The sequence below is a fragment of the Streptomyces sp. JHA26 genome (assembly GCF_002005565.1).
Classification (GTDB): Bacteria; Actinomycetota; Actinomycetes; order Streptomycetales; family Streptomycetaceae; genus Streptomyces.
In genome coordinates this window covers 58,319-79,396 of record NZ_BDJC01000004.1, presented here as the reverse complement: position 1 = coordinate 79,396, position 21,078 = coordinate 58,319, and the positions used below count along the sequence as shown (strand labels likewise).

The following is a 21,078-nucleotide window of genomic DNA, read 5'->3' as shown; positions in this document are numbered from 1 at the left end:
GATGATTGTTCCCGGGACTCTGTTCGCTGTGAGCGATCAAGGGGGCGTGCCGGGCGGAATCCGCCCTCACGCACCACAGCACGGCCGGAACCCCGGCCATTCCCCCCGCCCGGAGTGCCAGGATGGGCCGATGCCCATCACCTCTTACGACTCCTCCGACACGCCGGAAGTCCTGGACCGTCGCGAGGGCCCGTACGGCGAGGTCGTCCTGCGCCGGCACGGGGCGCTGCTGCAGATCATCGCGAACGGCTGCTTCCTGATGGACACCTCCGACGGGCGCTCCGAGCGGCGGCTCGTGGACGCGGCGGCCGAGGCGCTGGACGGCCGCGCGGCACCGCACGTGCTCATCGGCGGGCTCGGCGTCGGCTTCTCGCTCGTCCACGCGGCCGCCGACCCCCGCTGGGGCCGGATCACGGTCGTCGAACGCGAACGCGCCGTCATCGACTGGCACCGCGCCGGACCGCTGGCCGAGCTGTCCGCCGGGGCGCTGGCCGACCCGCGCACGGAGATCGTCGAGGCGGATCTGGTGGAGCACGTCAATGAGACATCCGCCACGTACGACGCGCTGTGCCTCGACATCGACAACGGTCCCGACTGGACCGTCACCGAGGGCAACGACGGGCTGTACTCACCGGCCGGACTCGCTGGCTGCGCAAGGGTGTTGAGACCCGGCGGGGTACTCGCCGTATGGTCCGCGCAGCCCTCTCCGGAATTCGAAGAAACCTTGCGTAATGCCGGGTTCCAGCAGGTGCGTACCGAAGAGATCCCCGTTGCCCGGGGCGTTCCGGACGTCGTCCACCTCGGCGTCGGGCCTGGATAGCAAAGCCGCGGTGCATCCCCGTACGCTGCTGACCTGACGCGGATCATCCAGGCGTCGAGCGCAGTCATGGGATCACCCCACGGATTCCGGAAAGCACACCTCAGGGGCGGGCGATGGAGCAGACACAGACCTCCCACAACGGCACGGCGACGGCGACCCAGGGCGCACAGCGCCGGGTGCTGGTGGTCGAGGACGACCAGACGATCGTGGACGCCATCGCGACCCGCCTGCGCGCCGAGGGGTTCCTGGTGCAAACGGCGGGCGACGGCCCGGCCGCCGTCGACACGGCCGAGGCCTGGCAGCCCGACCTGCTGATCCTCGACGTCATGCTGCCCGGCTTCGACGGCCTGGAGGTCTGCCGGCGCGTGCAGGCCCAGCGGCCGGTGCCGGTGCTGATGCTCACCGCGCGTGACGACGAGACGGACATGCTGGTCGGCCTCGGCGTGGGCGCCGACGACTACATGACCAAGCCGTTCTCGATGCGCGAGCTGGCCGCCCGCGTGCACGTGCTGCTGCGCCGGGTGGAGCGGGCCGTCGTGGCCGCCTCGACGCCGCGCAGCGGCATCCTGCGCCTGGGCGAACTGGAGATCGACCACGCGCAGCGCCGGGTGCGGGTGCGCAGCGAGGACGTCCACCTGACGCCCACCGAGTTCGACCTGCTGGTGTGCCTGGCGAACACCCCGCGCGCGGTGCTCTCCCGCGAGCAGCTGCTGGCCGAGGTCTGGGACTGGGCGGACGCCTCCGGCACCCGGACCGTCGACAGCCACATCAAGGCGCTGCGCCGCAAGATCGGGGCCGAGCGCATCCGCACCGTGCACGGCGTGGGCTACGCGCTGGAGACGCCGACGCCATGAGCGAGGGACGGGAAGCCGCACGGAGGAGCCCCGGGGAACCCTGGGGCGGCGTACGCCCGTTCTCGATCAAGACCAAGCTGGGCGCGCTGGTCGTCACGTCGGTGCTCATCACCACCGGTCTGTCGGTGATCGCGGTGCACACCAAGACGGAGCTGCGCTTCATCACGGTCTTCTCGATGATCGCCACGCTGCTGATCACGCAGTTCGTGGCGCACTCGCTGACCGCGCCGCTGGACGAGATGAACGCCGTGACCCGGTCCATCTCGCACGGCGACTACACGCGCCGGGTGCGCGAGAACCGCCGCGACGAGCTGGGCGACCTGGCCGTCACGATCAACCGCATGGCCGACGACCTGGAGGCCCAGGACCTCCAGCGCAAGGAGCTGGTGGCGAACGTCTCGCACGAGCTGCGCACGCCCATCGCGGGCCTGCGCGCGGTGCTGGAGAACATCGTCGACGGCGTCACCGAGGCCGACCCGGAGACCATGCGGACCGCGCTCAAGCAGACGGAGCGGCTCGGCCGGCTGGTGGAGACGCTGCTGGACCTGTCCCGCCTGGACAACGGCGTCGTCCCGCTGAAGAAGCGGCGTTTCGAGGTGTGGCCGTATCTGGCGGGCGTGCTGAAGGAGGCCAACATGGTCGCGTCGGCGCGCGCGGGCATCGCCTCCGGGTCCGGCAGCCACACGCGCACCGACGTGCACCTGGCCCTCGACGTGTTCCCGGCCGGCCTGACCGCCCACGCCGACCCCGAGCGCATCCACCAGGTGGTCGCCAACCTCATCGACAACGCGGTCAAGCACAGCCCGCCGCACGGCCGGGTGACGGTCAGGGCGCGGGCCGGGGCACAGCCGGAGTCCCTCGAGCTGGAGGTCCTGGACGAGGGGCCCGGCATCCCGCGGTCGGAGTGGCGACGGGTGTTCGAGCGGTTCAACCGGGGTTCGGTGTCCCGGCCGCACGGCCCGGGCAGCGACGGCGGCACCGGGCTCGGCCTGGCGATCGCCCGCTGGGCGGTGGATCTGCACGGCGGCCGGATCGGTGTGGCCGAATCCGAGCGGGGCTGCCGGATCCTCATCACCCTTCCGGGCCTGCCGTCGGCGTCGAGTTGACGTAGGGTTCGAAACGGAACACCAAGATCCACGGGCGTTCGCGCCGGTGGACACGTGTGATCAGGCACAGGCCCGCGCCTTCTTCGCGCCGGGCCCCGGTCTCCCCTTCCCTGACGCAACAGAACTTCGCTTGTTTCCCGCCATTTCCAGCGCCGAAACACGCTCCGCAATGTGACTTGCACGACGTTGAACCGGCCCGGTCTGACCTTCCGGTCCGGGGAGGCGTAGCCTTGATTCCCGCTGTCCACCACCTTGTGAAGCGGAAGAGGGCGGTTCTCGCCGTGTCGCCACAGTCCCCCAGTAACTCGAGCATCTCGACCGACACCGACCAAGCGGGCAAGAACCCCGCCGCGGCCTTCGGTGCCAACGAGTGGCTCGTCGACGAGATCTATCAGCAGTACCTCCAGGACCCGAACTCCGTGGATCGTGCCTGGTGGGACTTCTTCGCCGACTACAAGCCCGGGGCGCCCGCCGCCCAGGCCGCGTCCGGCTCCGCGACGGCCACGGACACGAGCGCGCCGCAGGCCGCCCCCGGCGCCCCCAGGCACAGGCTCCCGCCCCGGCCGCTCCCGCGCAGCCCGCCCCGGCCCAGGCGCCGGCGGCTCCCCAGCCGCCCGCCGCCCCCGCGAAGCCCGCCGCCGCGGCCCCCGCCGCCCCGGCCGCGAAGCCCGCCGCCCAGCAGGCCGCGAAGCCGCAGCCGAAGGCCGAGCCCGCCAAGGAGGCGCCCGAGGGCCCCGAGCTGGTGACGCTGCGCGGCCCGGCCGCCGCGGTCGCCAAGAACATGAACGCCTCCCTGGAGCTGCCCACGGCCACGTCCGTGCGCGCCGTCCCGGTGAAGCTGCTGTTCGACAACCGCATCGTCATCAACAACCACCTCAAGCGCGCCCGGGGCGGGAAGATCTCCTTCACGCACCTGATCGGCTACGCGATGGTGCAGGCCATCAAGGCCATGCCGGCGATGAACTACGCGTTCGGCGAGAAGGACGGCAAGCCGACGCTCATCAAGCCGCCGCACGTCAACCTCGGCCTCGCCATCGACCTGGTCAAGCCCAACGGCGACCGCCAGCTGGTCGTCGCGGCGATCAAGAAGGCCGAGACCATGAACTTCTTCGAGTTCTGGCAGGCCTACGAGGACATCGTCCGCCGCGCCCGCGACGGCAAGCTGACGATGGACGACTTCACCGGCGTCACGGTCTCCCTGACCAACCCCGGCGGCCTCGGCACCGTGCACTCCGTGCCGCGCCTGATGCCCGGCCAGTCGGTGATCATGGGCGTCGGCTCCATGGACTACCCGGCGGAGTTCCAGGGCACCAGCCAGGACACCCTGAACAAGCTCGGCGTCTCGAAGGTCATGACGCTCACGTCGACCTACGACCACCGGGTCATCCAGGGCGCCGCCTCCGGCGAGTTCCTGCGCCAGGTCGCCAACCTCCTCCTCGGCGAGAACGGCTTCTACGACGAGATCTTCGAGGCGCTGCGCATCCCCTACGAGCCGGTCCGCTGGCTCAAGGACATCGACGCCAGCCACGACGACGACGTCACCAAGGCCGCCCGCGTCTTCGAGCTGATCCACTCCTACCGGGTCCGCGGCCACGTCATGGCCGACACCGACCCGCTGGAGTACCAGCAGCGCAAGCACCCCGACCTGGACATCACCGAGCACGGGCTCACCCTGTGGGACCTGGAGCGCGAGTTCGCCGTCGGCGGCTTCGCCGGCAAGTCGATGATGAAGCTGCGCGACATCCTCGGCGTGCTGCGCGACTCGTACTGCCGCACCACCGGCATCGAGTTCATGCACATCCAGGACCCCAAGCAGCGCAAGTGGATCCAGGACCGCGTGGAGCGCCCGCACTCCAAGCCGGAGCGCGAGGAGCAGCTGCGCATCCTGCGCCGGCTGAACGCGGCGGAGGCCTTCGAGACCTTCCTGCAGACCAAGTACGTCGGCCAGAAGCGGTTCTCCCTGGAGGGCGGCGAGTCCGTCATCCCGCTGCTGGACGCCGTACTGGACTCGGCCGCCGAGTCCCGCCTCGACGAGGTCGTCATCGGCATGGCCCACCGCGGCCGGCTGAACGTGCTGGCCAACGTGGTCGGCAAGTCGTACGCGCAGATCTTCCGCGAGTTCGAGGGCAACCTCGACCCGAAGTCGATGCACGGCTCCGGCGACGTGAAGTACCACCTGGGCGCCGAGGGCACCTTCACCGGCCTGGACGGCGACCAGATCCGCGTCTCGCTGGTGGCCAACCCCTCGCACCTGGAGGCGGTGGACCCGGTCCTGGAGGGCGTCGCGCGCGCCAAGCAGGACATCATCAACAAGGGCGGCACGGACTTCACCGTCCTGCCGGTGGCGATCCACGGCGACGCGGCCTTCGCGGGCCAGGGCGTGGTGGCCGAGACCCTGAACATGTCGCAGCTGCGCGGCTACCGCACCGGCGGCACGGTCCACATCGTCATCAACAACCAGGTCGGCTTCACCGCGGCCCCCGAGTCCTCGCGTTCCTCCATGTACGCGACGGACGTGGCCCGCATGATCGAGGCCCCGATCTTCCACGTGAACGGCGACGACCCGGAGGCCGTCGTGCGCGTCGCGCGCCTGGCCTTCGAGTTCCGCCAGGCGTTCAACAAGGACGTGGTGATCGACCTCATCTGCTACCGCCGCCGCGGTCACAACGAGTCCGACAACCCGGCCTTCACCCAGCCGCTGATGTACGACCTGATCGACCGCAAGCGCTCGGTGCGCAAGCTGTACACCGAGTCCCTGATCGGCCGCGGCGACATCACCCTGGAGGAGGCCGAGCAGGCGCTGCAGGACTACCAGGGCCAGCTGGAGAAGGTCTTCACCGAGGTCCGCGAGGCCACCTCGCAGCCCTCGGCCGCCGCGCCCTCCGACCCGCAGGCCGAGTTCCCGGTCTCCGTGAACACCGCGGTCTCCGCCGAGGTCGTCAAGCGGATCGCCGAGTCCCAGGTCAACATCCCCGACCACGTCACCGTCCACCCGCGCCTGCTGCCGCAGCTGCAGCGCCGGGCGGCCATGGTCGAGGACGGCACGATCGACTGGGGCATGGGCGAGACCCTCGCCGTCGGCTCCCTCCTGCTGGAGGGCGTGCCGGTGCGCCTGGCGGGCCAGGACTCGCAGCGCGGCACCTTCGGCCAGCGGCACGCGGTCATCATCGACCGCGAGACGGGCAACGAGTTCACGCCGCTGCTGTACCTGGCCGAGGACCAGGCCCGGTACAACGTCTACAACTCCCTGCTGTCCGAGTACGCGGCGATGGGCTTCGAGTACGGCTACTCGCTGGCCCGTCCCGAGGCCCTGGTCATGTGGGAGGCGCAGTTCGGCGACTTCGTCAACGGCGCGCAGACGGTCGTGGACGAGTTCATCTCGTCGGCGGAGCAGAAGTGGAACCAGACCTCCGGTGTGGTCCTCCTCCTCCCCCACGGCTACGAGGGCCAGGGCCCGGACCACTCCTCGGCCCGCCCGGAGCGCTTCCTCCAGCTGTGCGCGCAGAACAACATGACGGTCGCGATGCCGACGTCGCCGGCGAACTACTTCCACCTCCTGCGGTGGCAGGTGCACAACCCGCACCACAAGCCGCTGGTCGTCTTCACCCCGAAGTCGATGCTGCGCCTGAAGGCGGCGGCCTCGAAGGCGGAGGAGTTCACGACGGGCCGCTTCCAGCCGGTCATCGGCGACGACTCGGTCGAGGCGTCCGCGGTCAAGAAGGTCGTCTTCTGCGCCGGCAAGGTCTACTACGACCTCGAGGCCGAGCGGAAGAAGCGCGGCGTGACGGACACGGCCATCATCCGCATCGAGCGCCTGTACCCGCTGCCGGGTGCCGAGCTCCAGGCGGAGATCGCCAAGTACCCGAACGCCGAGAAGTACCTGTGGGCCCAGGAGGAGCCGGCGAACCAGGGTGCCTGGCCGTTCATCGCGCTCAACCTGATCGACCACCTGGACCTGGCGGTCGGCGCCGACGTCCCGCACGGCGAGCGCCTGCGCCGCATCTCGCGTCCGCACAGCTCGTCCCCGGCCGTGGGTTCCGCCAAGCGGCACCAGGCCGAGCAGGAGCAGCTGGTGCGTGAGGTGTTCGAGGCCTGATCCCCCGGACCGGCCTGATGCGGAGGGGCCCGTCCCGCGTTCGTCGAACGCGGGACGGGCCCCTCCGCGTGCTCCCGCCCACGGCGGGACGGGCGGCCGCCGACCGCCCCTATCCTGGTACCGACACCCGATATCCGACCCGTTCGACCCAGTCGACCCATCCGACGGAGAGCACGTTGTACTTCACCGACCGCGGCATCGAGGAACTGGAGAAGCGGCGCGGCGAGGAAGAGGTCACCTTCGAGTGGCTCGCCGAGCAGCTGCGGACCTTCGTCGACCTCAATCCGGACTTCGAGGTGCCGGTGGAGCGGCTGGCGACGTGGCTGGCGCGGCTGGACGACGAGGACGACGACGAGTAGTCGGCGAGCAGCCGGGGCCGCGCGGCACCGGGAGTACCCCCGGGGGGAGCGGCTTCCGCGCGTGAGGGGCGCGAGAGCGGGTCACGCACGTGAGCGCGGGCCGCACAGGATTCCGGCTGTACGGACGTGACCCGGCCGGCGCGCACCCCGACCGGCTCGGTACGGCAGCGCGCCAGTACGGCGGTACGCCGACACGGCAGCGCGCCGGTGCGGCGGTGTGCCGCCGCGACAGAACATCTGACCCAGGGCGGAGGCGGCGCCCCTTTCGGCGTGCCCGCGCACCGGACCCGTGCCGGTCTTCCGGTGATCGTCGTTCACCGGAAAGGGTGTCTTGACTTTCCCTAACCGAGATATATCGTGACTAACGAGGGACGCGATATGGCGCGTTCGGTCGGGAGGTCTGCACCATGTCCGAGTGGTCCGTCGCGGAGCCCGAGAAGCTCACCTTCGACGAGTCCGTGAGCGAGCTCCAGGTGCGCATCGTCAACGGAACGGTGAACGTCGTGGGCACGGACGAAGGTTCCGCCCGCCTGGAGGTGTCCGAGATCGAGGGCCCGCCCCTGATCGTGACCCACCAGGACGGCACGCTCACGGTGGCCTACGAGGACCTGCCCTGGAAGGAGTTCCTCACGTGGCTCGACCGCAAGAGCCGGCGCCGCCGCGCGGTGGTCTCCCTGACCGTCCCCTCCCGCACCCGCGTGGAGGTGGGCGTCGTCGGTGCCGCGGCCGTCGTCTCCGGCGTCGACGGCCGCACGGAGGTGAGAGGCGTCACCGGGGACACCACGCTGGTGGGCCTCACGGGACCGGTGCGCGCGACCACGGTCTCGGGCAGCCTGGAGGCCCAGGCGCTCACCGGGGAGCTCCGCTTCAACTCCGTCTCCGGGGACCTGACCGTGGTGGAGGCCGGTTCGTCCGTCAAGGCGGACTCGGTGAGCGGTTCGATGATCGTCGACCTCGACCCGGCCGGCGGGCCCACCGACATCAGCCTCACCGGCGTCTCGGGCGAGATCGCCATCCGGCTGCCCCAGCCGGCCGACGCCCAGGTGGAGGCGAACACCGCCGGCGGTACGCTCTCCAGCGCCTTCGAGGACCTCCGGGTGACCGGCCAGTGGGGCGCCAAGCGGATCACCGGCCGGCTCGGCGCGGGCAACGGCCGGCTGAAGGCCACGACGGTCTCCGGCTCGATCGCCCTGCTGCGCCGGCCGCCGGCGGAGGAGACGCCGTGGGAGCCGGCGCCGGAGAACACCGGCCCGGCGGGCGGTCCGCAGGGCGACTCGGGGGACCATTCCGCTTCCGGCCGGGACGACGGCGTCCCCGGCGCCCCGGCCGACGGCACGACCGACAAGAAGGTGCTCTGACATGCCCCCCGTCTTCGCCCACGGCCGCCTCCGCCTGTACCTCCTGAAGCTGCTCGACGAGGCCCCGCGCCACGGCTACGAGGTGATCCGGCTCCTCGAGGAACGCTTCCAGGGCCTCTACGCGCCGTCGGCGGGCACGGTGTACCCGCGCCTGGCCAAGCTGGAGGCCGAGGGCCTGGTCACCCACACCACCGAGGGCGGCCGCAAGGTGTACGCCATCACCGACGCGGGCCGCGCCGAGCTGGCCGACCGCAGCGGCGAGCTGGCCGACCTGGAGCTGGAGATCCGTGACTCGGTCGCCGAGCTCGCGGCCGAGATCCGGGCCGACGTGCGCGGCGCGGCCGGTGACCTGCGCCGCGAGATGCGGGCGGCGGCCGGCGAGGCCCGCCGCGGCACCGGCTCGGGCACCTGGGCCGAAGGGGCCGGGGACCTCGGCGACACCGCGGACTTCGGGGACAAGGAGGCGTGGCGCCTGGCCAAGGAGGAGATGCGCCGGGTCAAGCAGGAGTGGAAGGAACAGGCCCGCCGCGCCAAGGACGAGAGCCGCCGCGCCCGTGACGAGGCCCAGCGGGCCCGCCGCCAGGCCAAGGAGGCGCAGGAGCGGGCCCGCGCCCAGGCGCAGGAGGAGGTGCAGCGCATCGCCCACCGGGTCCAGGAGCAGATGCAGGACCACTTCTCGCGGGGCGACTGGCCGACCGGACTGCGCGAGGGCCTGGGCGAACTGCTCAAGGAGGTCGGCGAGTTCGGCAAGGACTTCGGGAAGGACCTCGGCAGGGACTGGGGCTTCGGCCGCACCGGCACCGGCACCGGCACGTCCGCCTCCCGGCCGGACCACTCCCGCACCCCCGCGGACTTCCCGGCGGGGTACGAGCCGGCGTGGGCCCACGGGGACACCGCGGAGTCCACCGGCGACCCGGCACGCGATCTGGACCGGCTGCTGGACCGCTTCCGGGACGGCATCCGCGACGCGGCCCGCGACCACGGCGTCACGGCCGACCAGCTCCGGGACGCCCGGGACGAGCTGTCGGCCGCGGCGGCCCGCATCGGGGCGATACTGCGGGCACCGAAGGACTGACCCCCCGGCGAGGGCAGGGGCGGCGCCCTCCCCTGCCCGTGCCACAGGACCCGTCCGTCCGGGTCAGGCGCAGGCCTCCCCCGCACCGCCGAGCACCCGGGTCAGCGAATCGTGGGTCACGCCGTGGTCGGCGAGCACTTCGGCGGGCACTCCCGGGCGGACGGTGAGGGCGAGCAGCAGGTGCTCGTCCCCGATGTGCCGTTCGCGCCGGGCGAGGGCCATCCGCAGGGACTTCTCCAGGACGTCCTTGGCGTCCCGGCCGAAGCCGGGGCGCCCCGACCGCGAGCGCCGGCCCGACCACCCGCCGGACATGGCACCGACGCCGTGGGTCTCCTCCACCCGGGCGACGACTTCCGTGACGTCGATGCCCAGCCCGGCGAGGGCGTCGGCCTCGGCCTGCGAGAGACCGGCGCGCCGCCGCGCCTCCTCCAGGGCCCGGCGCACCGACTCCCGGCCCTCGCCTCCCCCGAGCGCCGTCAGCGCGAAGGAGGCACGGCTCCCCTCACGGTCCAGCAGGGCGAGCAGCAGGTGCTCGGCGCCGACGCTCCCCGCGCGTGTCCGTTCGGCGTGCTCGACGGCGCCCTGGACCACGGCGCGGGCGTTCTTCGTGAACCGCTCGAACATCAATGCCTCCCGTACTTCTTGTGCACGGCCTGCCTGCTGACCCCGAGCTCCGTGGCGATCTCCTGCCACGACCAGCCCTGATGACGCGCGCTGCGCACCTGCACCGCCTCCAGTTGCTCCAGCAGCCGTCGCAGTGCGGCGACGGCCCGCAGCCCGACTCGCGGGTCGCGGTCGCCCGCACGCGCGGCGAGATCCGTTGCTTCGCTCATAAAGTCAACTTAGGTTGACACGACCGGTGTCGTCAACCCCAGTTGACAACTGGATCGCGAGGGGCGGGAAAGCGAACGGCGGGCCCGGAGGAACCGGACCCGCCGCGGACGTTCGGGAGGAAGGAGGGCTCAGGACGCGTTGAGCACGATCTTGCCGAACAGCTCGCCGGACGCCATCCGCTCGAAGCCCTCCCGGGCCCGGTCCAGCGGGAGCACCTCGTCGATGACCGGACGGACACCGGTGGCGGCGCAGAAGGACAGCAGGTCCTCCAGCTCGTCCTTGGTGCCCATCGTGGAACCGACGACCTTGAGCTCCAGGAAGAAGATCCGGGTCAGCTCGGCGTGGGAGGGCCGGTCGCCGCTGGTGGCGCCGGAGATGACGAGCGTGCCCCCGGGCCGCAGCGACTTCACCGAGTGGGACCAGGTCGCGGCGCCCACGGTCTCGATGACGGCGTCGACCCGCTGCGGCAGCCGCGCCCCGGGCTCGACGGCCTCCACGGCGCCCAGCTCCAGGGCCCGCTTCCGCTTGGCCTCGTCCCGGCTGGTGGCGAAGACCCGCAGCCCGGCGGCCTTGCCGAGCACGATCGCGGCCGTGGCGACCCCGCCGCCGGCGCCCTGCACCAGCACCGAGTCACCGGGGCGCACCCCGGCGTTGGTGAACAGCATCCGGTAGGCCGTCAGCCAGGCGGTGGGCAGGCAGGCGGCCTCCTCGAAGGAGAGCTCCTTCGGCTTCGGCAGGATGTTCCAGGTCGGCACGGCGACCTGCTCGGCGAACGTCCCCGGGTAGCGCTCGGTGAGGATGGAGCGGGGCTCCTCGGGTCCGACCCCGTGGCCCGTCTGGCCGATCACGGAGTGCAGGACGACCTCGTTGCCGTCGGCGTCGACACCGGCGGCGTCGCAGCCGAGGATCATCGGCAGCCGGTCCTCCGGAAGGCCGACACCGCGCAGGGACCACAGGTCGTGGTGGTTGAGGGAGGCGGCCCGCACATCGACGACGCTCCAGCCGGGACGGGCCTCGGGGGCCGGGCGCTCCCCCAGCTCCAGTCCGTTCAGCGGCTGGTCGCGGTCGATTCGGGCGGCGTAGGCAGCGAACATGACCTTGACGATAGGTTCCGCCTCCGCCGACCGGAACCACGCCGCCCTGTGACACACGCCCTCTTGCCACACCGCCACGCGGACTGCGGACGGTCACCCCGCCCGGCACCGGCACCGCACACCCCCGCGCACCCGCCCGACAGCGAACGGCCCCGCCCACCGAGGACGAGGCCGTTCACCGCACACGCATCACACCGTCACCGGCGTGCGACACCCTCCGCGCGGGCCGCCGCCGCCACCGCCGCCGTGACGGCCGGTGCGACGCGCTCGTCGAACGGGGACGGGATGACGTAGTCCGCCGCGAGGTCGTCGCCCACGACGGAGGCCAGCGCCTCCGCGGCCGCGAGCTTCATGCCCTCGGTGATCCGCGACGCCCGCACCTGCAGCGCGCCCGCGAAGATGCCCGGGAACGCCAGCACGTTGTTGATCTGGTTCGGGAAGTCCGACCGTCCCGTCGCCACGACCGCCGCGTACTTGTGGGCGACCTCCGGGTGCACCTCGGGGTTCGGGTTGGCCATGGCGAAGACGAACGCGCCCTTCGCCATCGAGGCCACCGCCGTCTCGGGCACCGTGCCGCCGGAGACGCCGATGAAGACGTCGGCGCCCGCGAGGGCGTCCTCCAGCGAGCCGGAGAGCCCGGCCTTGTTGGTGAAGGAGGCCAGCTCCTGCTTCACCGGCGTCAGGTCGCCCCGGTCCGCCGAGACGACACCCTTGCGGTCGGCGACCGCGACGTCCCCGATGCCGGCCTCGACCAGCATCTTGGCGATGGCGACACCGGCCGCGCCCGCGCCCGAGATCACCGCCCGCAGCTCACCCAGCGTCCGCCCGCTCAGCCGCGCGGCGTTCCGCAGCGCCGCCAGCGTCACGACCGCCGTGCCGTGCTGGTCGTCGTGGAAGATCGGGATGTCGAGGCGCTCCTGGAGCCTGCGCTCGATCTCGAAGCACCGCGGCGCCGAGATGTCCTCCAGGTTGACTCCGCCGAACGAGGGCGCGAGGCGCACCACCGTCTCGACGATCTCGTCGGCGTCCGTGCAGTCCAGCGCGATCGGAACCGCGTCCACACCGCCGAACTGCTTGAAGAGGATCGCCTTCCCTTCCATCACCGGAAGGGAGGCCTCGGGCCCGATGTCCCCGAGTCCCAGAACCGCCGTACCGTCCGTCACGACCGCCACGACCGAGGACTTCCAGGTGTAGTCGTGCACGAGGTCGGGCTGCTCGGCGATCGCGCTGCACACTTTCGCGACGCCGGGCGTGTACGCCAGGGACAGGTCGTCCTTGTCGCGGATCGGCACGGTGGCCTGCACGGCCATCTTGCCGCCGCGGTGCAGCGCGAACGCCGGGTCGAAGGGGTCGAGGGGCTCGGCCCCGGCCTCCTGGTCCGTACCGACGTCACTGTCGCTGCGAGGATTGACGATCTCCGCTGCCACTTTGTCTTACCCCTTAAGTGTTCATGGTTTGAGGGTTTGTCCGCTCCTGGTGAGGAGCGGGCGGGCACCGCACGGGGACATGGGCACGTTGGTGCGCACGGGTCCCTGCGCGACGGGCGCGCCGCACACGCGCCCTGAGCCCCTGATGAGGGGTGTAAAGAACCTTCTTACCCGACGGACGCCTCCCGCGACGAGTCCGATAAGGGCGAGCTCACATGCCGGACCCCGCACGTCGCATGCCGGTGACATGACTCATAGCGAGGTATCCGGTCAACTTCCCGGAGCCTCTTGACAATCCCGGAAGGCGACACCTCGACAGGGGCGCATAGTCGCGAACCGTGTCCGCATATCGAGAAATACCGAAGATCTTCCGGCTGGAAGGGCCGATTCCCGTAAAGGTTCGGTCGTGATGTACCGACCTGGTGCAGTTCGGGGGGTCACCCGTTATCCGATTTTGACATGACGACTCCCCTGGATGGACGAGTCCGAATGGCAAGATGCCGTAATCACACGAGGTCGCGGCACTCGAAGGTGTGTGCTCTCGTCGACCCACGGCGTCTGTCGGTCCCCGGCCGGCGTCCCGTCCCATCGGCAACTCCATCATCCGCCGGAGGAACCACCATGACCGCAAGCTCCACCCGTCGTACGACCGCCGCGCAGTCCCGGCTAGCAGCGGTCGGTGCGATCGCGGTCGCAGGCGCTCTGCTGCTCACCGGATGCGGCGACCAGACCAAGAAGAACGACGGTGGCGGCGACAGCCAGTCCGCCTCGAACGCCCCGCTGGCCGAAAAGCTGCCGCAGGCAATACGCGACAAGGGCGTCATCCGGGTCGGATCCGACATCGCCTACGCTCCGGTCGAGTTCAAGGACGACTCCGGCAGGACGGCCGGCATCGACCCCGACCTCGCGGCCGCCATGGGCAAGCAGCTCGGCGTGAAGTTCGAGTTCCAGAACGCCACGTTCGACACCCTCGTCGGCGGCCTCGCGTCCAAGCGCTACGACATCGCCATGTCGGCCATGACCGACACCAAGGAGCGGCAGGAGGGCATCGACGAAGACACCGGCAAGAAGGTCGGCGCCGGTGTCGACTTCGTCGACTACTTCACCGCGGGCGTCTCGCTCTACACCAACAAGGGCGACGACCAGGGCATCAAGACCTGGGACGACCTGTGCGGCAAGACCATGGCGGTCCAGCGCAACACCTTCTCCCACGACCTCGCCAAGGAACAGGCGCAGAAGTGCGAGAAGGCCGGCGAGAAGACCCTGAAGATCGAGGACTTCGCGACCAACCCCGAGGCCGAGACCCGGATGCGCTCCAAGGGCGCGGACGTCGTCTCCGCCGACTTCCCGATCGCCGCGTACTCGGTGAAGAACTCCGGCGGCGGCAAGTACTTCGAGATCGTCGGCGACCAGGTCGAGGCGGGCCCGTACGGCATCGCCGTCGCCAAGGACAACACCCAGCTGCGCGACGCGCTCCAGGCGGCCGTGCAGGCCGTCATCGACAGCGGCGAGTACAAGAAGATCATCGACAAGTGGGGTGTCGCGGACGGCGCGATCACCGAGGCCAAGATCAACGGCGGCTCCTGAACCGTCCCGTTCGACGCGGCTCTGAGACGCGGCTCTGAAAGGCTCCATCCGTGACTGTTGACGTCAACAAGACGACCGGTCCCGACGCGAGGCCGCCCGCCGGACCGGAGGCCATCAAGGCCGTTCCGGTCCGGCACCCGGGGCGGTACGTGTCCGCGGTCGTCGTGCTCGCCCTCCTGGCCTCGGTCGTCTACGCCTTCGCGCAAGGCAAGATCAACTGGGGCGCGATCCCCGAGTACTTCTTCGACGACCGCATCCTCGACGGCGTCTGGAACACCCTGGTCCTCACGGTGCTCTCGATGGTGATCGGCATCGCCGGCGGCATCCTGCTCGCCGTGATGAGGCTGTCGAAGAACCCGGTGACCTCGTCGGTGGCGTGGTTCTACATCTGGTTCTTCCGCGGCACCCCGGTCCTGGTCCAGCTCTTCGTCTGGTTCAACCTGGGCCTGGTCTTCGAGTACATCAACCTGGGCCCGATCTACAAGGACTACTGGTCGTCCTTCATGACGCCGCTGCTGACGGCGCTGCTCGGCCTGGGTCTCAACGAGGCCGCGTACATGGCCGAGATCTGCCGGGCCGGTCTCCTCTCGGTCGACGAGGGGCAGACCGAGGCGTCGCACGCCCTGGGCATGAGCCACACCAAGACGCTCCGCCGGATCGTGATCCCGCAGGCGATGCGGGTCATCGTGCCGCCGACGGGCAACGAGGTCATCAACATGCTGAAGACGACCTCGCTCGTCTCGGCGGTGCAGTTCTACGACCTGTTCAAGCAGTCCCAGGACATCGGCCAGAACGCCGGTTCCCCGGTCGAGATGTACTTCCTGGCCGCCGCCTGGTACCTGATCATGACCTCGATCCTGAGCGTCGGTCAGTACTACGTCGAGCGCTACTACGCCCGCGGGTCGAGCCGCTCCCTGCCGCCGACTCCGCTGCAGCGCTTCAAGGCCGCGGTCCTGCCCACGCGCCGCCCGAAGGGAGCCGCGGCATGAAGCAGTCCTCCCACGCCATGGTCAAGGCCGAGGGCGTCCACAAGTCCTTCGGCGCGGTCGAGGTCCTCAAGGGCATCGACCTGGAGGTGAAGCAGGGCGAGGTGTTCTGCCTCATCGGCCCCTCCGGCTCCGGCAAGTCCACCTTCCTCAGGTGTATCAACCACCTCGAGAAGATCAACGCCGGGCGTCTGTACGTCGACGGCGAGCTGGTCGGCTACCGCCAGAAGGGCGACAAGCTCCACGAGCTCAAGGACAGCGAGGTCGCCCTCAAGCGCCGGGACATCGGCATGGTCTTCCAGCGCTTCAACCTGTTCCCGCACATGACGGCCGTGGAGAACGTCATGGAGGCGCCGGTGCAGGTCAAGGGCGTCAGCAGGGCGCAGGCCCGGGAGCGTGCCATGCAGCTCCTGGACCGCGTGGGCCTGGCCGACAAGGCCGGCAACTACCCCTCGCAGCTCTCCGGCGGCCAGCAGCAGCGCGTCGCCATCGCCCGGGCCCTCGCGATGGACCCGAAGCTGATGCTGTTCGACGAGCCGACCTCGGCGCTGGACCCGGAGCTGGTCGGTGACGTCCTGGACGTCATGCGCGATCTCGCGGAGTCCGGCATGACGATGGTCGTGGTCACCCACGAGATGGGCTTCGCCCGCGAGGTGGGCGACAGCCTGGTCTTCATGGACGGCGGCGTGGTGGTCGAGTCGGGCAACCCGCGCGACGTGCTGACCGACCCGCAGCACGAGCGGACCAAGTCGTTCCTGTCCAAGGTCCTCTGAGGGTCCTCTGAGCGCACGCGCATGCCGAGGGGCGGTACGGATCTCCGTACCGCCCCTCGGCGCGTGGTCCTACTTCAGCGCCAGCAGCAGCGTGTCCGACGGCGAGCACCACACCGGCCGCACCTCGCCGAAGCCCTTCTCGCGCAGCACGCGCGCGTGCCAGGCCGCCGAGGGCATGTCGCCGTCGGCGTGCTCGCCGTAGATCTCGAAGCGCCGGGCCGTGGGCTCGGCGAGGACGGGGTCCTTCGCGGCGAGCTGCCACCATTCGGCCCAGTCGAGGGCGCCGTCCCGCTTGCCGTCGTCCATGCGGGCGTGCCGCTGCGCGCGCTCGGCCGCGTTGATCCGGGGCGTGGTCTCGTCGATCATGCGGTCCGCGTTCATGAAGACTCCGCCGTCGCGGACCAGCTCCGCGACCCGACCGTAGAGGGCAGCGAGGGGTTCGGCGTGGAACCAGTGCAGGGCCGTCGCGGTCAGGACGGCGTCGTAGGAGTCGTACGGCAGTTTCGCCGGCCAGTCGGGGTCCTCGAGGTCGGCGGCGACGAGGGAGACCCGGTCGTCGCCCGCGAAGGTGCCCTCGGCGATGGTGAGGAGCGCGGGGTCGAGGTCCACGCCGGTGCTGACGGCGTCCGGGAACCGGGCGAGCAGCCGCGCGGTGATGGTGCCGGTGCCGCAGGCGAGGTCGAGCACCCGCGGCGCGGGGCCGGTCAGCGCCTCGACCATGTCGAGCATGATCCGGAACCGTTCCTCGCGGTCCGGCATGTACCACTCCTGCTGCCGGTCCCAGCTCTCCTGCCAGGCGTTCCAGTCGGCACCGGTCGCGGTGATCCCCGCATCCGTCATCGAACCCCTCCGTCGCGGCGGTGTGCGTAATACCCTGTAGGCACGATCAGCCGTTACCTGACCGCAGGCACGACCCTAGAGCCCCTTCGTAAGGACTACAAGTGGAACTGGCCTATTACTCGGACTACGCCGTGCGTCTCGTCAACACCGAGGAACCGGCACGGGGGCAGGACTCCCTGACCTCGGTCGAGGCCGTCCGCGAGCTCTTCGGCGCCAACCAGTCGGCGGCCCGCCGGGCCACGGACTCGGACGTGACCCGGTTCCGTTCCGTCCGGGGACGGCTGCGCGCGGTCTTCGAGGCGGCCGACGAGGGCGACGAGACGCTCGCCGTGGACCTGCTCAACTCCCTGCTGCTGGAGTTCCCGGTGAGCCCGCAGATCTCCGGTCACGACCACCGCGACGACGACGGCCGCCCCCTGTGGCACATGCACCTGGCGGACCACCCGTCCAACGCGACCTCCGGGTACGCGGCCATCGCCGCGATGGGCCTCGCCTTCCACCTCACCGAGTACGGCGTGGACCGCCTGGGCCTGTGCGAGGCGTCCCCCTGCCGCAACGCCTACCTGGACACCTCCACCAACCGCTCCCGGCGCTACTGCTCCGACCGCTGCGCCACCCGCGCCAACGTGGCGGCCTACCGCGCCCGCAAACGCCTGGAGGCGGACCGGTCGGACAGCACCGGCCTCAGTGCCGAGAAGGCCCAGCGGGCCACGGCGAACGGCGAGCGCTGACCGGACCGCCGCGGCCGGTAGCGGAACCTCACCCTGCCCAGCACGAGGTCCTCGGGGACCACCCCGTAGTCGGTGCTGTCGCCGCCGGCGAAGGCGTTGTCCCCGAGCACCCACCAGCCGGCCCCGCGCCGCTCCACCGCCCGCTTGACCACCAGCAGGTCCTGCTGGAAGGGATGCCGCAGCACGACCACGTCGCCGGGCCTGACCCTGGCCCCCCAGTGCACGAGGAGCACGTCCCCGTGGTGCAGCGTGGGCACCATCGACGGACCGGTCACCTCGGCCGGCCCGAACGGCAGCGGCCCTCTCGCCCGCTCGGTCTCCTGCGACAGCTCCGGCATCACCCGGCACCTCCCCGGTCTTTCCTCCACCAGTCTCAGTCTCACCCCGGACTTTTGTCCTAAGCCCACGGGGGCACTCGCGAAAACGGGCCTCCCAGGGAGTAATGTCCCCCCTGAGAAGACGATCACGAGGAAGGAACGCTCCATGCTTTCCCGCCTGTTTGCCCCCAAGGTCACGGTCAGCGCCCACTGCGACCTGCCCTGCGGCGTGTACGACCCGGCCCAGGCCCGCATCGAGGCGGAGTCGGTGAAGGCCGTCCAGGAGAAGATGGCCGGCAACGACGACCCGCACTTCCAGGCGCGTGCCACGGTCATCAAGGAGCAGCGCGCCGAGCTCGCGAAGCACCACGTCTCCGTGCTGTGGAGCGACTACTTCAAGCCCCCGCACTTCGAGAAGTACCCGGAGCTGCACCAGCTGGTCAACGACACCCTGAAGGCCCTGTCGGCCGCCAAGGCGTCGACCGACCCCGCCACCGGCCAGAAGGCGCTGGACTACATCGCCCAGATCGACAAGATCTTCTGGGAGACCAAGAAGGCCTGACGTCCGGCCGACGTCTCCGTACGCCGGCGATCGGTGCACCATCGCAGGCCGACGGACAGCCCGGAGGGGCCCTGCCGCATGCGCGGCCGGGCCCCTTCGTCGTCCGCCCTCGGCGCCCGGGCCGGCCCTGGAGGACCCGGCCCTGCCGGACACCCGAACGGCGTACCGCCCACGGTGGACGTCCCGGACGGGCCGGCGGAGCGGAACGTGGCGCCGGAGGTCCAGGAGGAGGTCTAGGACGACGGGGCCCGACGCGCCTCCTGCCGCGGCTCGCGCCACATGGGCCACATCCGGGGGCCGTCCGGCAGGTCCAGGGCGCGGCCGGTGAACTCGAAGCCGAGGCGTTCGTACAGCCCCCGGCTGCGGGCGCTGCTCGCCTCCAGATAGGCCGGCAGTCCCTCACGGTCGCAGCGCTCGAGGACCGACTCGATGAGTGCGGTGCCCAGACCCTCGCCCTGCCGTCCGGGGGCCACGCCGATCATCCACAGGTACGCGTGGGCGCGGCCGGAGGGGTGGACGCCCTCCGTCAGCCTGGCTATCTGCTCGACGCGCTCGTTGTCCGGGTCCACCGCCTCGCGCACCTGGGCGGGCCCGTCGGCGTCCTCGTCGCCGGCGGGGCCCTCGTGCCCGTCCCCGTCCCCGGACACGGACACGGACAGCCACAGCGCGCAGGCCGCGCCGTCCTCGGTGACGTCGATCCACCCGTCCGCGAGTACGGCGTCGGTGAAGGCGGCCATGAGGCGGTGGTGGGTCCTGCGGCGGTACTCCTCGCCGGGGAAGACCCAGCCGCTCACCGGGTCGTCCTGGAACGCCTCGTCCAGCAGCCGCACGACCAGCTCCCGGTCGTCCTCTCCCGCCGTCCGGATCGCCACACCCATGTCCCGCCCGCCCTCTCGCCTCAACAGCAGCCGCATGTAGGGCTGTTGAGCCTAACGGCACGCCTGGGTGGCGGGCCCCGCACACCGTGGGGAAGTGCGGGGCCCGCCGGACCGGAGCCCCAGGCGGTGCGGCCGTACGGCGGTCAGGTACCGAACGGCCCTGTACGGGCTCCGGGGTCTTGCGCTGCCGCGGCCGTCAGGTGCTGCGCCGGGTCACGAACTCGGCCAGCGCGAGCAGGCCGCCCGCCGCCTCCGGCTCGGGCACCGCACGGGCGAGCTCCTGCACGGCCCGCGCCATCCGGTCGGCCGCCTGGGCCTGCGCCCAGTCCCGGCCGCCCGCCCGCTCCACGGCCAGCGCCGTGCGTTCCAGGTCCTCCTCGTCCTCCGCGTACGGTTCCGCGTACAGCTCGGCGAGCGCGGCGGCCTCCGGGGTGCCGTCGACGAGGGCGGCCACCACGGGCAGCGACTTCTTGCGGGCGGCCAGGTCCGCACCGACCGGTTTCCCGGTGCGGCCCGGGTCGCCCCATATGCCGATGACGTCGTCGATGAGCTGGAAGGCCAGGCCGGCCTCGCGGCCGAAGGCGTCCAGCGCCCTGACGTCCTCGTCGGGCGCGCCGGCGTACAGCGCGCCGAGCGCGCAGGCGCATCCCAGCAGCGCGCCGGTCTTCGCCTCGGCCATCGCGAGCGTCTCGGCGAGGGTGACCTCGTCGGGGCGGCGCCGCTCCATGGCGGTGTCCGCCTGCTGCCCCTCGCACAGCTCGATGACGCAGTCCGCCAGCCGGGCGGCCGCCGCGGCGGCCGCCGGATGCGGGTCCGTCGCGAGCAGCCGCAGGGCCAGCGCCTGCAGGGCGTCCCCCGCGAGGATCGCGTCGGCGTCGCCGAACACGGTCCAGGCGGTCGGACGGTGGCGTCGGGTGACGTCCCGGTCCATCACGTCGTCGTGCAGCAGCGTGAAGTTGTGGACCAGCTCCACCGCCGCCGCCGCCCGCACCGCCGCCGCCCGGGCCCCGGCCCCGCCGAGCGCGGCGGCCGACGTGAGGACGAGGGCGGGACGGATCGCCTTGCCCGCGTTCCCGGAGGCGGGTGTGCCGTCCGCGTGCTGCCAGCCGAAGTGGTAGAGCGCGACCCGGCGCATGGCGGTGGGGAGCGACGCGAGGGCGGACCGCAGTTCGGGATCGACCGAGGCCCTCGACCGGTGCAGGAGCTCCACCGCCTCGTGCCCGTCGGGCGCCGTGTCCTCGTGGCCGCCGGACACCACCGGACCGGGCCCCGCGGGGGCCGCGCCCGGCCCCTGTGCCCGCTGCCCGCCGATGGTGCCGTGCCGTTCCAGAGTTCCGGTGGGACGGGGCGCCTCGGCGGCGCCGTGCGCTGCCTCCGTCAT

Annotated in this window: 19 protein-coding genes and 1 pseudogene; 12 read left to right on the top strand and 8 right to left on the bottom strand. The window is 71.3% G+C overall.

What is annotated here, in order from left to right; translation table 11 throughout:
* The first annotated feature begins 130 nt into the window (after nt 1–130).
* The 7 genes and pseudogenes from JHAT_RS03660 to JHAT_RS03630 all read left to right on the top strand — a co-directional run bounded on the left by JHAT_RS03660 (nt 131) and on the right by JHAT_RS03630 (nt 9,668).
* The gene (locus tag JHAT_RS03660) at nt 131–820 is read left to right on the top strand and encodes a spermidine synthase (RefSeq protein WP_077796567.1); all 690 of its coding nucleotides are present in this window, start codon (nt 131–133) and stop codon (nt 818–820) included.
* A gap of 113 nt (nt 821–933) precedes the next feature.
* Nucleotides 934–1,674 carry a response regulator transcription factor gene (locus JHAT_RS03655; RefSeq protein ID WP_077796566.1) on the top strand — a complete coding sequence of 247 codons (741 nt, stop codon included), beginning with the start codon at nt 934–936 and terminating at the stop codon, nt 1,672–1,674.
* On the top strand, nt 1,671–2,780 hold the full coding sequence (locus JHAT_RS03650) for a cell wall metabolism sensor histidine kinase WalK (protein WP_077796565.1): 1,110 nt from the start codon (nt 1,671–1,673) through the stop codon (nt 2,778–2,780). The genes JHAT_RS03655 and JHAT_RS03650 overlap by 4 nt, the downstream gene beginning before the upstream one ends.
* 281 nt (nt 2,781–3,061) lie before the next feature.
* Nucleotides 3,062–6,876 (top strand): annotated as a pseudogene (locus JHAT_RS03645) (multifunctional oxoglutarate decarboxylase/oxoglutarate dehydrogenase thiamine pyrophosphate-binding subunit/dihydrolipoyllysine-residue succinyltransferase subunit).
* A gap of 176 nt (nt 6,877–7,052) precedes the next feature.
* On the top strand, nt 7,053–7,235 hold the full coding sequence (locus tag JHAT_RS03640) for a DUF6104 family protein (RefSeq protein ID WP_019075209.1): 183 nt from the start codon (nt 7,053–7,055) through the stop codon (nt 7,233–7,235).
* A gap of 407 nt (nt 7,236–7,642) precedes the next feature.
* Nucleotides 7,643–8,593 (top strand): DUF4097 family beta strand repeat-containing protein, encoded by a 951-nt coding sequence (locus JHAT_RS03635; protein ID WP_077796564.1) that lies wholly within the window; start codon nt 7,643–7,645, stop codon nt 8,591–8,593.
* A gap of 1 nt (nt 8,594) precedes the next feature.
* Nucleotides 8,595–9,668: a PadR family transcriptional regulator gene (locus tag JHAT_RS03630; protein WP_077796563.1), complete on the top strand. Its 1,074-nt coding sequence runs from the start codon at nt 8,595–8,597 to the stop codon at nt 9,666–9,668.
* A 63-nt stretch (nt 9,669–9,731) separates the two neighbouring features.
* On the opposite strand, the gene JHAT_RS03625 is transcribed toward JHAT_RS03630, so the two are convergent.
* The 4 genes from JHAT_RS03625 to JHAT_RS03610 all read right to left on the bottom strand — a co-directional run bounded on the left by JHAT_RS03625 (nt 9,732) and on the right by JHAT_RS03610 (nt 13,023).
* Nucleotides 9,732–10,292: a Clp protease N-terminal domain-containing protein gene (locus tag JHAT_RS03625; RefSeq protein WP_077796562.1), complete on the bottom strand. Its 561-nt coding sequence runs from the start codon at nt 10,290–10,292 to the stop codon at nt 9,732–9,734.
* Entirely contained in the window at nt 10,292–10,501 is a 210-nt protein-coding gene (locus JHAT_RS03620) for a helix-turn-helix domain-containing protein (protein WP_077796561.1), read from the bottom strand. The genes JHAT_RS03625 and JHAT_RS03620 overlap by 1 nt, the downstream gene beginning before the upstream one ends.
* A 129-nt stretch (nt 10,502–10,630) precedes the next feature.
* Entirely contained in the window at nt 10,631–11,596 is a 966-nt protein-coding gene (locus tag JHAT_RS03615) for a zinc-binding dehydrogenase (RefSeq protein ID WP_077796560.1), read from the bottom strand.
* A 197-nt stretch (nt 11,597–11,793) separates the two neighbouring features.
* The gene (locus tag JHAT_RS03610) at nt 11,794–13,023 is read right to left on the bottom strand and encodes an NADP-dependent malic enzyme (protein WP_077796559.1); all 1,230 of its coding nucleotides are present in this window, start codon (nt 13,021–13,023) and stop codon (nt 11,794–11,796) included.
* 621 nt (nt 13,024–13,644) lie between these two features.
* Between JHAT_RS03610 and JHAT_RS03605 the strand changes: the two genes are divergently transcribed.
* The 3 genes from JHAT_RS03605 to JHAT_RS03595 are packed head-to-tail and all read left to right on the top strand — an operon-like array spanning nt 13,645 to nt 16,369.
* Nucleotides 13,645–14,610 (top strand): ABC transporter substrate-binding protein, encoded by a 966-nt coding sequence (locus JHAT_RS03605; protein ID WP_077796558.1) that lies wholly within the window; start codon nt 13,645–13,647, stop codon nt 14,608–14,610.
* Between the two features lie 50 nt (nt 14,611–14,660).
* Nucleotides 14,661–15,599: an amino acid ABC transporter permease gene (locus tag JHAT_RS03600; protein WP_077796557.1), complete on the top strand. Its 939-nt coding sequence runs from the start codon at nt 14,661–14,663 to the stop codon at nt 15,597–15,599.
* Nucleotides 15,596–16,369 (top strand): amino acid ABC transporter ATP-binding protein, encoded by a 774-nt coding sequence (locus JHAT_RS03595; protein ID WP_077796556.1) that lies wholly within the window; start codon nt 15,596–15,598, stop codon nt 16,367–16,369. The genes JHAT_RS03600 and JHAT_RS03595 overlap by 4 nt, the downstream gene beginning before the upstream one ends.
* A gap of 69 nt (nt 16,370–16,438) precedes the next feature.
* On the opposite strand, the gene JHAT_RS03590 is transcribed toward JHAT_RS03595, so the two are convergent.
* Nucleotides 16,439–17,209 carry a trans-aconitate 2-methyltransferase gene (locus JHAT_RS03590; protein ID WP_077796555.1) on the bottom strand — a complete coding sequence of 257 codons (771 nt, stop codon included), beginning with the start codon at nt 17,207–17,209 and terminating at the stop codon, nt 16,439–16,441.
* A 101-nt stretch (nt 17,210–17,310) separates the two neighbouring features.
* On the opposite strand from JHAT_RS03590, the gene JHAT_RS03585 reads away from it, so the two are divergent.
* Nucleotides 17,311–17,940 (top strand): ABATE domain-containing protein, encoded by a 630-nt coding sequence (locus JHAT_RS03585; RefSeq protein ID WP_077796554.1) that lies wholly within the window; start codon nt 17,311–17,313, stop codon nt 17,938–17,940.
* On the opposite strand, the gene sodX is transcribed toward JHAT_RS03585, so the two are convergent.
* Nucleotides 17,844–18,278 carry a nickel-type superoxide dismutase maturation protease gene (sodX, locus tag JHAT_RS03580; RefSeq protein WP_171990732.1) on the bottom strand — a complete coding sequence of 145 codons (435 nt, stop codon included), beginning with the start codon at nt 18,276–18,278 and terminating at the stop codon, nt 17,844–17,846. The genes JHAT_RS03585 and sodX overlap by 97 nt on opposite strands.
* Before the next feature lie 145 nt (nt 18,279–18,423).
* On the opposite strand from sodX, the gene sodN reads away from it, so the two are divergent.
* On the top strand, nt 18,424–18,819 hold the full coding sequence (gene sodN / locus JHAT_RS03575) for a superoxide dismutase, Ni (RefSeq protein ID WP_077796552.1): 396 nt from the start codon (nt 18,424–18,426) through the stop codon (nt 18,817–18,819).
* Between the two features lie 233 nt (nt 18,820–19,052).
* Here sodN and JHAT_RS03570 read toward each other — a convergent pair whose 3' ends face one another.
* Both JHAT_RS03570 and JHAT_RS03565 read right to left on the bottom strand, forming a co-directional pair.
* The gene (locus tag JHAT_RS03570; RefSeq protein WP_077796551.1) at nt 19,053–19,697 is read right to left on the bottom strand and encodes a GNAT family N-acetyltransferase; all 645 of its coding nucleotides are present in this window, start codon (nt 19,695–19,697) and stop codon (nt 19,053–19,055) included.
* Nucleotides 19,698–19,893: 196 nt separating this feature from the next.
* On the bottom strand, nt 19,894–21,078 hold the full coding sequence (locus tag JHAT_RS03565; protein WP_077796550.1) for a family 2 encapsulin nanocompartment cargo protein polyprenyl transferase: 1,185 nt from the start codon (nt 21,076–21,078) through the stop codon (nt 19,894–19,896).